This is a genomic window from Acinetobacter sp. YH12086, assembly GCF_013419345.1.
Lineage (GTDB): Bacteria > Pseudomonadota > Gammaproteobacteria > Pseudomonadales > Moraxellaceae > Acinetobacter > Acinetobacter amyesii.
Window position 1 is genome coordinate 1 of record NZ_VPAF01000029.1, and the last position, 10,704, is coordinate 10,704.

Annotated in this window: 14 protein-coding genes and 1 pseudogene; 1 reads left to right on the forward strand and 14 read right to left on the reverse strand. The window is 41.9% G+C overall.

Going from position 1 to position 10,704, the window contains the following annotated elements; genetic code table 11:
* From FTU29_RS16465 to FTU29_RS16495, 7 genes are all read right to left on the reverse strand, one after another.
* A partial coding sequence (locus FTU29_RS16465) for a hypothetical protein (RefSeq protein WP_180122916.1) occupies positions 1 to 384 on the reverse strand: 384 nt, incomplete at its 3' end.
* The gene (locus tag FTU29_RS16470) at positions 371 to 1,294 is read right to left on the reverse strand and encodes a hypothetical protein (RefSeq protein ID WP_180122917.1); all 924 of its coding nucleotides are present in this window, start codon (positions 1,292 to 1,294) and stop codon (positions 371 to 373) included. The genes FTU29_RS16465 and FTU29_RS16470, both read right to left, overlap by 14 nt.
* A gap of 1 nt (position 1,295) precedes the next feature.
* Positions 1,296 to 2,210 (reverse strand): hypothetical protein, encoded by a 915-nt coding sequence (locus FTU29_RS16475; RefSeq protein ID WP_180122918.1) that lies wholly within the window; start codon positions 2,208 to 2,210, stop codon positions 1,296 to 1,298.
* 34 nt (positions 2,211 to 2,244) lie between these two features.
* A complete protein-coding gene (locus FTU29_RS16480) occupies positions 2,245 to 4,242 on the reverse strand; it encodes a hypothetical protein (RefSeq protein ID WP_180122919.1) in 1,998 nt (665 codons plus the stop codon).
* Between the two features lies 1 nt (position 4,243).
* A complete protein-coding gene (locus tag FTU29_RS16485) occupies positions 4,244 to 4,888 on the reverse strand; it encodes a glycoside hydrolase family 104 protein (RefSeq protein WP_257226952.1) in 645 nt (214 codons plus the stop codon).
* Positions 4,889 to 4,937: 49 nt separating this feature from the next.
* Positions 4,938 to 5,822, reverse strand: a complete 885-nt coding sequence (locus tag FTU29_RS16490) for a KilA-N domain-containing protein (protein ID WP_180122934.1) — start codon at positions 5,820 to 5,822, stop codon at positions 4,938 to 4,940.
* A gap of 75 nt (positions 5,823 to 5,897) precedes the next feature.
* Positions 5,898 to 6,059, reverse strand: a complete 162-nt coding sequence (locus FTU29_RS16495; RefSeq protein WP_180122920.1) for a toxin-antitoxin system HicB family antitoxin — start codon at positions 6,057 to 6,059, stop codon at positions 5,898 to 5,900.
* Positions 6,060 to 6,174: 115 nt separating this feature from the next.
* On the opposite strand from FTU29_RS16495, the gene FTU29_RS16500 reads away from it, so the two are divergent.
* Positions 6,175 to 6,468, forward strand: coding sequence for an Arc family DNA-binding protein (locus tag FTU29_RS16500; protein WP_180122921.1), 294 nt, complete (start codon positions 6,175 to 6,177; stop codon positions 6,466 to 6,468).
* Positions 6,469 to 6,474: 6 nt separating this feature from the next.
* Here the strand turns inward: FTU29_RS16500 and FTU29_RS16505 are convergent, their stop codons facing one another.
* The 7 genes and pseudogenes from FTU29_RS16505 to FTU29_RS16535 all read right to left on the reverse strand — a co-directional run.
* On the reverse strand, positions 6,475 to 6,948 hold the full coding sequence (locus FTU29_RS16505; RefSeq protein WP_180122922.1) for a hypothetical protein: 474 nt from the start codon (positions 6,946 to 6,948) through the stop codon (positions 6,475 to 6,477).
* A 1-nt stretch (position 6,949) separates the two neighbouring features.
* Positions 6,950 to 7,198 (reverse strand): hypothetical protein, encoded by a 249-nt coding sequence (locus FTU29_RS16510; protein WP_180122924.1) that lies wholly within the window; start codon positions 7,196 to 7,198, stop codon positions 6,950 to 6,952.
* 53 nt (positions 7,199 to 7,251) lie between these two features.
* Positions 7,252 to 8,655, reverse strand: a complete 1,404-nt coding sequence (locus FTU29_RS16515) for a hypothetical protein (protein ID WP_180122926.1) — start codon at positions 8,653 to 8,655, stop codon at positions 7,252 to 7,254.
* A 9-nt stretch (positions 8,656 to 8,664) separates the two neighbouring features.
* Positions 8,665 to 9,258 (reverse strand): DNA transfer protein p32, encoded by a 594-nt coding sequence (locus tag FTU29_RS16520; RefSeq protein WP_180122928.1) that lies wholly within the window; start codon positions 9,256 to 9,258, stop codon positions 8,665 to 8,667.
* Between the two features lies 1 nt (position 9,259).
* Positions 9,260 to 9,703 carry a GNAT family N-acetyltransferase gene (locus FTU29_RS16525; RefSeq protein ID WP_180122930.1) on the reverse strand — a complete coding sequence of 148 codons (444 nt, stop codon included), beginning with the start codon at positions 9,701 to 9,703 and terminating at the stop codon, positions 9,260 to 9,262.
* Positions 9,700 to 10,050 carry a hypothetical protein gene (locus FTU29_RS16530; RefSeq protein WP_180122932.1) on the reverse strand — a complete coding sequence of 117 codons (351 nt, stop codon included), beginning with the start codon at positions 10,048 to 10,050 and terminating at the stop codon, positions 9,700 to 9,702. Before FTU29_RS16530 ends, FTU29_RS16525 begins: the two co-directional genes overlap by 4 nt.
* Positions 10,047 to 10,704 (reverse strand): annotated as a pseudogene (locus FTU29_RS16535) (hypothetical protein); the annotation flags it as partial. The gene FTU29_RS16530 and the pseudogene FTU29_RS16535, both read right to left, overlap by 4 nt.

Sequence of the window (10,704 nt, forward strand, 5' to 3'; positions counted from 1 at the left end):
GACTTGCGGGGTAATGTATTGAGTGCCGTATTCAGTGGTGATTTGCTTCGCTTGTGCCGTGTCGTACCAGTACAAAAAAGTTGAAATTTGCTTATCTACGTTTTCGGTTGTGTATGCAATGGTTGGGTTCATATTGAAGTCAAAAGACAAACTTAAAGACTTCACATTTTCAACATTAAGCAGTTGATATTGCACCACATCATTTTCAATGCAAATCCAATTGTCGCGGTAATAACATTTCCAAATATAGACCTGCAAACCTTGTGATGTGTCGAGTAAATCCACACCACCCCACTCAAAGTCCACAAGCGGTTCAGCTTTATCAGGCACTAAAAAAGCCCCGTAGATGGGGCGTGTGGATAGCTTGTTTTCAGGAAGACTCATAGCGACCCCAGCTCATAACAAACTCGTATGTCAAGGATTCAGTATTTGTTTTTGGAATTGGTGGCGTAATCTCCAACTTATAACCAATCCCCATATTTGCTAATAAATTATTTCTAAGAAATATAAACCGATGATCAAAATTAGCTCTAGATGGAGGGAATGTACATATAGCTTTTGCAGATGTTGTGGTTGGGTATGTTGTGTTGTTTGCATCTGCAGCATTATCTCCATACATTACTGGTATTGTGGTTAAACCTGTTGGCATTGCTACATTTGATGCTGATGCTGTGTAAAGTACCGAATTACCACCTGAATACCCAAGTGTGATCTTATCAGTAATAAATACACTAGCATTAGCTATAGTGGGCAACCCCACATAGCTGTGGCTACTAATTAAATTATCGTTTTTATCAACAAGCTGAAAGCCACCACTAATTGATGATGCGGGATAGCAGCGCACCTCCGATGTCACTTCTAGTACTTCATCAGACAGCACTGTAATTGTCGTGGGGTTTCCCGCTATATCCCTTATCAGTGCTCGATTCCATAAATCATAATTACCCCAACCCAACCCCACTTCGGATATATTACCTGTAGCTGATCCCACACTAAAACCCCAAACAATTCGCTGCCCATAGTAATAAGGTTGTGCGGCTGTATTTGCTACTGCAGAGGACCCTTTTGCGGTTGTAGATGCCGCGACAAAATTATCAAGCATAGTCTGACTTGCTAGTGGTGTTGAGTTCCCAGTGCCAACACAACAACGATCAATCCATCTTCCAACACTCATTCTACTCAAACCGCTATCAAGCACAATATTGTCACTCCAGCCCGTCTCTTTAATGACTTTATTGTGTTTCTTTACAGCGATCTTAAATTTTGCTCCAACTTGCATTTCAATATTAAACATTTTATACCTCAATTTTTGATACTTTATTCAAAGCAAAACTCGTTGCTACAGGCTCACTCCCTGCATTGTGCTGAATAACAGTTCTACTTCGCTTAACTTTTGTTAAGCTAAAACTTGTGCTTGCGCTTTCATTTACACTTGCTTGATTGAGCGACGGTTTTTTAATTACTTTATTTAAAGAAAATGATGTGTTTACTATATCTGTAATTTCAGTAGTATTCACAGTGGAGCGCAGGGTAACTTTGTTTAAGGCAAAGCTGTTAGACACATCATCAGATAAACTTGATATGTTTATCTCTACTTTGTTTTTGCCATGATTCAAAAAGAAATCGGTGGTTAATTCATCATAAAAATAAGCAGGATATGGCTTACTCGTCAGCACCTTAATCGGTGGTCTCTTAAAATCCTGATCACCGACAAACACGCCTTTTTTATCGTACTGCCGCAACCGATAAGCCCCGACAATGCTTAAAGACCCCCAGCCGTTTTCATCCAAAATCACTGGATTCGGATTTAATAAAGCATCATCCGCATTTTCATATGAAGGCTTTTTAATCGTAGATTGATAGTCATAAGTCCATACTTTGCCGCCCCCTAATGCTTTGCCGTATTTATCGAAAAACTGTGTGCGCATTTGCTGCTGATACACAATTTTCTCTTCAATAAAAACGCCTGATTTGTCGTAAATTTTAAGTTGTACAGATCCACGTACATAAATTAATGCACTGCCTGCTTGATCTAACAAAATTGGATTTTGATTGGTTGCGGTAAACTCAGAATTTCGGTAGGTAGGCTTGAAAATATCTTCACCCACTTTGAATGAATACACCTTGCCACCTATTAGTGGTTGTCCTTCTTTATCGAAGAAGTGCATTCTCGGTTGAATAACCGGTGTTGCTAGTCGATGTTGGAGCATGAATTTCACCCATTAAAAAACCCTCCGAAGAGGGTTATTCTGTTGCTGCAATCGCCCCAGATGTGGTGGCTAGCTTCTGCGCTTGCTTGATTAAATTGGCAAGCTTTGGTGAATCAGGTGGCAAATCTTTAGCAGCAAGCAGAATGCGTTTGCCTGCATTTGTGGTAAGCAGTGTTTTCGTGAGGGTAGTCGCCCCAACCCCTGTAAGCGCCAATGGTATGCTTGACATTGCTGTAACTGCCGCACCACCACCAAGCAGCCACGGTACAGCCCTATTTCCTGTCGGTGGGTTTTCCATGTATTGACCCGCTCGCTCAATATGGCGCATCAACTTAATAAACCCATCCATTTGAGCCTTATCACTACCCGAGAACACATTGCTATAAGGGGCACTCATTCGCTCAAACTCAAGCGCAAACTTTGCGGGGCTAAATGCCTCCTTATTTGGATTCCACGCCTTATCTAGAGCGTTTTGTGCCATTTGATAACGCAGAGCGGCTTGTCCTTTTGGGTCTAAGTTTTTGTAAAAATTAGCAGCCTTATCACCCTTTCCAGCTTTCATGAATTGTTCAAAAATTTGATCAGGCTCAATGCTGCGTGCAGCATTTGCAAACGCCTTGTCTTTACCTTGCTGCAACTGACCATAAAGGCTATTGGCGCGCTTTAGTTCACCGAACAGTCTTGTATTACCTGAATTTTGAGCGAAATCCAAAATATCATCGTCAATTGCTGTTCTAATTTTGGTAAATGCGCTACTACCTTTTTTTCCAGCACTACCCCATTCACTTACAAGCTCCCCTAGTCGTGACTGGACTGCTCGCATTTCGCCAAAGTCTTTTTTGATGTTCATGTCGCCAAGCGTGTTTCTTATGGATAATAACTCTTTTTGTAATTCCGTATTTGGAATAACTTTTGAATCGTTAGCAATAATATCGTCAATAGCTTGAACGGTTTTATTTGGAGCTATAGCGCTATCACCCGCTAAGTTTTGAACACGATCATACATTTGCGAAGCAACACGCTGACCACGCCAATTTTTAATCTCAGCCGCAGCCTGTAAAACCTTGCCTGAATCCTCTCCAGTCTCATTCACAATCTTCATGATTCGCATAGCATTCTTGTCACCGCTTGCCGCAGCAGCTTGGATTTTATCTAAGCTTTTGTAGTCAACATCAGACATTTTTCCTTTTAGGTTTTCTACCACTTTTTCTGCTGCCGCCTTAGCTTCATCATGCTGCCCTTTGCGGAAATTTGATGTGCCAATTAAAGGAATTTCCTCAAGTTGAACTTCTGCTTTTTTTGCAATCGGATTGCGACCAAGATCACCAACCGATGTGCGAATACCGTGTTTTTCAGCCTGATCTAAAACCTCTTTCACCCCCTCCTTGTAATTGCCTTTTTTAGCATTCACAGCACGAGTAATACCATCCCCAATTTTTTTAGCTGCTACACCACCAAGCGCACCGCCTAGCGCACCTGATTGGATATTTGATACGCGTTTATCCGCATTTTCAGCAAACTGAGCACCACCAATTAGAGCACCTAACCCACCGCTTTTAGCTACTGTTGTTGCTACATTTTTCCCGATACCGCCAGCGCCAAAAGGGAGAGACCCTACAATCGCCCCAGATGTGCGCCAGCCATCTGAACCCGTTTGCCCCGTCCTCGCTCTAGCTTTCTCATAAGCATCATCAATAGCTTTGGTTTCCCGAGTAACTTCTTTGTAGCGATCTGTTTTTAAGTCTGTTCCAAGCAATTTATTAACTGCACTGCTGCCAAAATCCTTAGCCCCTGAAACAAGCTGATTAATACCTCCACCAACATCGTTAACAGCACCTAAGATAAAGCTTTTGACTGAGCTTGGCTCTCCCACATCAACCGTGATTGCAGGCATGGAGCCAAGGTTTTTGTGCTGCTTGCTAGATTTGGCTAATTCAACCATCTCATTGATTGATATTTTTTTGGGGTTGCTGGGCTGGCTTTTGGACTCTTTTGCCAATTGAACCATTTGCTCTACTGTTAATTGCGCCATTCTATCCGCCTTGATTTCCTTTGATTAAATCAGACCAATTACCAACTATTGGTGCTCGTGTAGCCTGTGATGTGAGCTCAGCCCATTTTCCTACAGCAGGGCGCTTATCCTGACTTCTTGCTAGATTCGCCCAATTGCCAACTATTGGTGCTCGTTGCGGTTGAGTGTTGGGTTGCTGTTGCTGAATATTCGACCCAAGGTGTTTATTCACAAAATCCCAAGACCGCTTTCCTTGTTTATATGTTGAGCTTGGTAGAGATGCCCATGTGCGACCTGATTTTTGAATTGCGGTACTAAAGTCACCCTTTAGGATGTATGGCAAAGCTCCATTTTGAGCAAGCAGCGCAATAGCCCCCAAGTCCTGAGATTGAGGTGAGAAATCACGGAAGCCGTACTGTTTGGCAAGATTGTTCCAAGTGCCATTTAAAAACTGATAACGCCCTGCTGCTGTGGTGTAGTTGGTTGCGCCATCGGTTTGCTTGAATGATTTTCTAACATTTGGGTGTGCACCAAGGTTGTTAAAGCGCTGATTGCCAAAAAGTGTGTTATAGCCGTGCTGCACACCTTCCGCTTCTGCAATGAAATCTAAGTATTTACGCACTCTTGGGTTTGCATACGCCTGCTGTATTTGAGATAGCTTTGCCATAACTTTTCCTTGGGTGTAAAAAAACCACCCGAAGGTGGTTTTGTGTTTTTCATTTAAGCCTGTAATCTAATGATATGCGCTCAGCAGAGCTTAAGTGCCATTGAAAATATTCAGTTCGTTCTCGCTGCTTCTTTAAATCTTCTTTATCAATAAAGTGATATGCAAACATCGCCCCATCTGTAAAATGGTCGTGAATAGCTGCAGCCATATTAGGGCTTATTGCTCTTATTGGTTCACCAAACTTTTTCCACCATTCGCGAATCCAAAGCATGTGCCATGCCAAACCCTGCACATTATTGTGATAATTTTTATCTATTTGGATTAAATTATCTTGCTTCGTTGAAACACGAGCCTTTAATTCCATTGTCTCTAAATAATGAATCGATTCAGGAAAATGAATTGCCAATAGTTCGGCATAACGTGGGATTTTAAAATGTCGATTATGACGACTCCACATTTCAGCATAGATTTTACGGTTTCCCTGAGAACGACGATCTACAATTTCATGAAGTAATGCTTGTTGTTCAGGTGAAATAGATTGGCGGTCGTTAATTTTCCATTGCATAACCATTGCGTCATAAGCACGAATCACCATTAGGTGGAATTTTGCAGAAATCCACATTGCGTATGAGTAGACTAACTCTTTAACAACGTATGTACCCTGTTCTTTCCCTTTCCCTTTAACAGAATTGACCGCTGATTTTTTAGATGTGCAAATTTGCATATCATAATTTTCAGCCTCAATAAGCACAATCAGATCCTTGGTTTGTTGGTTGCGAAGAAAATAAGCAGGGAAATGTTTTTTATCATCACCGCTCGCCTTATGAAGGTCATTCAAGCAATAACGCCCATCTTCATCTTGGCGAATTGAGAAATCACCAATAATTAAGGGTTGGTTGTTTGGATTTGCAAAGTTTTGTGTTAAATTAGACATAGTTACTTCTCTTAGTAATGACATCAATCAAGCCCTGCTCGTCAAAGTATTGGGCTTTTTTGTTGTCTGTTGATTTCATGCTTTCGCACTCTTTTGGTTTAAATAAAATTCAACAGCCTTATTGATTAAATAATTCATTGAACGCTCTTCTTTTCTTGCATGAGCTTTTAATTCTTCATGCAACTCATTTGATACTCGAACACGAACATCAATAGGTTTTTGACGACCTTCTTTCATACTTCCTCCCTTAATGCCACATTTTGTGGCGTTTAATAACTATAGCCACACTTTGTGGTAATGTAAATACCTATCGTGAAATATTTACCACAATTTGTGGCATAGAGGTTTTTAAATGAGTAATCAAACTGATCACACAATAGTTAGATTGCGTGTGCCGCCTGAGTTAAAACAAAAAATTGAAGATTCAGCAGAAAAAAATAATCGTTCGCAAAGTGCGGAAATGGTCGCCCGCCTAGAGCAATCCTTTGATTCTCCGATGGTATTCGATCCACGAAATGCAAATTTAATCACAACTATTGTTGCTCAAAGCATGCAAACCCTTATTAGTGAATTGAGGTCTGAGGGTGTGGAAAATGATAAGTTGGCTAAAGCTGTTAATAATGTGGCCAATAAAAAAGCACCCTAGGGTGCTTTATATACATTCACTATTTTCCACACTCCCCATATATATGATTGAGCCATCTTCTGCTCTAACTGACATTGAGGCTAATTGTCGGTTATTTTGTTTATGCAAGTGTTCATTCCACACAGCACAAGCTGAATCTTTTAATTGCTCATCATAGATAGCTTTAAGTGTCGAGGGTGGATATTCCCCTTTTTTGCTAACCGTTAGGTCTTGCAGTCTATAAACTAACATGGTGCTAGTTACTGTAACCCCCTCATAAAACACCTCACTATTTAATTGCATTGGATACATGGTTGCCATTTGATTATTTACTTCTCTGTAAAGCTCATCAATGGCTTTTTTATTTACATATTTAAACTCTTTATTTACATACCCGTGATCAAGAAGGTATAAATCCTCTTTACTCGGGGTGTTATTGTCCCACGCAAATACACCAAAACTTGAAGCAAGCAATGCACAAATTAAAATTAGATTTTTCATGTTACTCATACTCACCTCGAAGCATTTTCTCCTTCCAAATGTCTTTCACATCCTGAGAGACAGGGGGGATATCTTCATGGACACTCTCAATCATGCTTTGCGTCAAATGTAATTGTTTTTCTATGTATTTTAGTGATGAATCCATCTCTTCATGCATCTTAAATTGCTTCTGCTCAATATCGCAAAGCTTACTCCATAGCAACCACCAACCAAAAGCTATAAGAAAAATAACCCCAAAACCTAGATACATTGTAAAACCCCCATCGAAATGAGGGATTTATAGCATAAAAACCGATCAACTATCTATTTAATGCTCACACCTTGAGATTTTAAGATGCTTGCCATTTCTTCTGTGCTAATACCTGCTTGTTGTGCAGCCTGCTTGACCTCGCTTAGAGATGCGCTAGACCCTTTGGGTGGTGGGTTTTCATTTGCCCCTCTTTTTTTAGAGGTAACACTCAAAGGGATGGTTCCGCCACGGCTCGCATAGTTCTGCGTTCTCTGATTGGCTATTTTGGCTGCATCGCGCATTTGCTTAGCTAGAACGGTTAATTGCTCCTTCATTGCTTCTGGGCCTATCTTTGGATCTAGATTTGCAACCGCTGCCGATATTTTCTCCCCTTCAGCATTCGACAGCGCCCCCATACCCTGTAGGGCTTTTACGGTGGGCAAAAATACCTGTGATTTTAAATTTTCAAGCCTTGCATGGAATCCTTTTGCATCCGAGCCTGGAATCAAGCCAAGTGCACTCGTTGTCCCTGTCCCCCAATATAAACCAGGGTCATTGATTAGATTTGCTGCATCTTGAGAGGCTCTTGCTGCCGCTCTTGCGGCGTCCGCAGCCCCAAGAGCATTATCAACGCGCTGCATTTTTTGTTCAGGTGTCTCCGCTTTACTTGCAGAAATTTGATTACCGTCAGCACCTATTGCTGGGCGATAATCTCCATTTTTATACACAATCCATGTCTTTCCTCCAAACTCTTTGAGTTCAGCTTGCCCATTTTTTATCTCATCCTGTTGGGCTGTGTATTCAAAATTCTGCTGATACTGCTCACCCTCTTGCTTTAGTCTTTCTCGACTGGTCTGGTTGTCCAGTTCGTTGTTTTTGATGCTAGTGGCATTGGTGTTCACATTATTCGCATCAGGCTGAATATACTGTTCAGGATTTTCAGCTGCAGTAATCCCTAGACTTTCGACAAGCGAGCTGATTGCTTCGGGGTTGTTTGCATTCGTAGTTAAGAACTGCTTTGCTTGCTCGTATGATGCATCATCAATAACCCCACCAGTCTTACCATGTTCAAGCATAAAATTGGCAGCTCTTGGGTCTCCGCGCATCGCTGCTGCTAATGCGCTACTCATAGCGCGTTGACGATTGACTGTGGTCTCTTGGGTTGTCTTCCCAGCATTCGCAATACGCTCACCACCCTGTGCTCGAGTGTTGTAGATATCCGCATCATGCTTCTGTTGGTCACGCAGTGCTTGCACTTCTGCTGCCTTGTCAGCTTTTAGTTGAGCATTTAACTCGCGACTGAACATGGAATTGTTAGCAAAAGCTTGGCGCTCTTCAGGATTAAGTGCTGCCATTTTTCCCGCTTGACGACCTGATAGCAGTTGGCGCAAACCTTGCCCAAATTGAATGCCTTTAGCTGCTGATTCAAATGGATCTGCTTGTTGCTGCCCCATTAAAGGGATACGTGGATCAATCATAATTCACCTTTAAATAAACATGCCGCCAATTGTGCCCGCCGCCCCTAGTAGGGAGTTGAAGTTATTAGCTGTTCGGTTGCCTGCAGCAACCTGCCCTGCAGCCACAGCATTCGCCCCTGCCATAGTGTTGTTCGCCACCGCTTGAGCTGTTTGCATACCTGCATTACCAACGCCCGCTGCTGCGTTTTGCCCCATGCCAACTAGGCTTGAAAGGCGATTGTAGGCATTGCCGTACTCTTGGCTTGCAAAGTTTTGACCGTAATTATTTAGAGCTTTTTGAGTAGCACCACTTAGCAAACCACCTTGGGCTGCAGCACCCGATTGAACACTATCAAGACCTTGATTTAAACGAAATTGATAACTTGGATCTTGCTGCAATAATTGAGATGTATCAGCACCATTAAGCCCAGCTAAACCTAATAAGCCACCAAGGGCTTGAGTTCCTGCTTGCATATATGGTTTTTGATCAGCACGCACCTCATCAAACATTTCTTTTTGTAGGGCGTTTGATTCTTGTGATGCTTTGTATTGTGTATTTGCTGCTTGAGTTGCAGCTTTTGCCTGCTTGTTTGCTCCGGTAATAGAGCCAATGACTTTTGACATATCACACCTTTTTCATAAAGATAGTTTCAGCTTTTTTGAAGCCTTTACGCTCCCAAACTGCGCCACGATAGCAGTCATCTAGTGTGGCTAATGCCCACATATAACAACCTTGCTCTTTGATATATCGATCACTACATTGAATAAGTAAATTTGAATATCGGCGGTACTTTGGTAGAACAAAAATCACATCGGTACATGCTTGTGTTTTTCCTTTGAAACGAGCCAAAGGATTGATCGTAATCCAATGAAAACCAATGGGCTTGCCGTTGTCGCGCATCACAAGGCAGTGAAATTGGTTAATTTCTTCCGATTCAATATAAAGCTCATGATCAAAATCAAGCTCCAATCCATAGGTTTGCTGCTCATCAATATTGTGAACTTCAATACACAGCGGCATCAACTCATCAATACAGTCGACCCAATGTTCACGCATTACTGTGATCATGGTGCATTCTCCAACGCTTCTACTCGCATCGTTAGGGCTTGTAATTGGTTTTGAAGTTGAGATACAGCACTTTGTAAATTTAAGATGTTTGAATCAACCCCAAGAAGACTTGCGTTGATAGCGGCAATTAATGCATTCATGTCGGTAAGATCGGTACTGATCTGTAAAACCTCATCACCAACCTGATTAATCTCGCCACTCATTTTTTGCATCGAAAACACAGCGTTTTCATTCGCAACTTTCGCCAATGACTCAAAAAAAAGCACCCAAACAGGGTGCATATAATTATTTTGCGAAATTGGTTGTTGTATAGGTACTTGTGTAATCTTGGGTACTTTAACTGTCATCGTATTTTTGCCTTTGCGCCAAGAATAATTAATCGCCCTGCATCCGTCATGCGAACCCGAAAAACACGCCCAAAAGATTGGCCTAGACGACGGAAAATTACGCGCTTCTCATATTCACCAATTGCGCCAATATCATTGGCTATTTCGGTTATTCGATCATTGGACCATGTTTTTCCACGATCATCCGACCAATCAAGCATTACGGTTGGCTTAGTGTTATTGTCTTGCCCAACTTGGCAGATCAATTCCACCTCATCAAAGATTAAGCGACTGCCTTGCGGGCTTACACACGGTGTTGTGCGCTCGCGAATAATTACAGCACCATTATCAGTTTCAGCATCAGCATCAAGTTTATAAATGTATGGAAATTCACGATCTCCAACCAAGTGCTGTCCTTTGAAGTAACAGTGGCAGTATGCTCGGTGGTGCTCGTGGCTTGAATTGTCAGTGTTATACCAACTACGCTCGTGCCACATTTGAGTTGATGCGTCATAACACCATGTTTTACGATCTGTTGGGAATGAAACCACGTAAAAGGCATGCCCTTCACGTTGATATGACCACGCATAGGCATCTTCGGTGCTTTCATATCGTGCTAATGCAGACTCAAGTGCGTGATTACTAATACGGACTGTTTGATAGCCTTGCGTCATC

Excerpts from the sequence above, each read along its gene's own strand:
- FTU29_RS16485 (WP_257226952.1), bottom strand. The coding sequence starts at position 4,888 with ATGGCAAAGCTATCTCAAATACAGCAGGCGTATGCAAACCCAAGAGTG.
- FTU29_RS16495 (WP_180122920.1), bottom strand. The coding sequence starts at position 6,059 with ATGAAAGAAGGTCGTCAAAAACCTATTGATGTTCGTGTTCGAGTATCA.
- FTU29_RS16490 (WP_180122934.1), bottom strand. The coding sequence starts at position 5,822 with ATGTCTAATTTAACACAAAACTTTGCAAATCCAAACAACCAACCCTTA.
- FTU29_RS16505 (WP_180122922.1), bottom strand. The coding sequence starts at position 6,948 with ATGAAAAATCTAATTTTAATTTGTGCATTGCTTGCTTCAAGTTTTGGT.
- FTU29_RS16470 (WP_180122917.1), bottom strand. The coding sequence starts at position 1,294 with ATGTTTAATATTGAAATGCAAGTTGGAGCAAAATTTAAGATCGCTGTA.
- FTU29_RS16520 (WP_180122928.1), bottom strand. The coding sequence starts at position 9,258 with ATGTCAAAAGTCATTGGCTCTATTACCGGAGCAAACAAGCAGGCAAAA.
- FTU29_RS16515 (WP_180122926.1), bottom strand. The coding sequence starts at position 8,655 with ATGATTGATCCACGTATCCCTTTAATGGGGCAGCAACAAGCAGATCCA.
- FTU29_RS16510 (WP_180122924.1), bottom strand. The coding sequence starts at position 7,198 with ATGTATCTAGGTTTTGGGGTTATTTTTCTTATAGCTTTTGGTTGGTGG.
- FTU29_RS16480 (WP_180122919.1), bottom strand. The coding sequence starts at position 4,242 with ATGGCGCAATTAACAGTAGAGCAAATGGTTCAATTGGCAAAAGAGTCC.
- FTU29_RS16475 (WP_180122918.1), bottom strand. The coding sequence starts at position 2,210 with ATGCTCCAACATCGACTAGCAACACCGGTTATTCAACCGAGAATGCAC.
- FTU29_RS16500 (WP_180122921.1), top strand. The coding sequence starts at position 6,175 with ATGAGTAATCAAACTGATCACACAATAGTTAGATTGCGTGTGCCGCCT.
- FTU29_RS16530 (WP_180122932.1), bottom strand. The coding sequence starts at position 10,050 with ATGACAGTTAAAGTACCCAAGATTACACAAGTACCTATACAACAACCA.
- FTU29_RS16525 (WP_180122930.1), bottom strand. The coding sequence starts at position 9,703 with ATGATCACAGTAATGCGTGAACATTGGGTCGACTGTATTGATGAGTTG.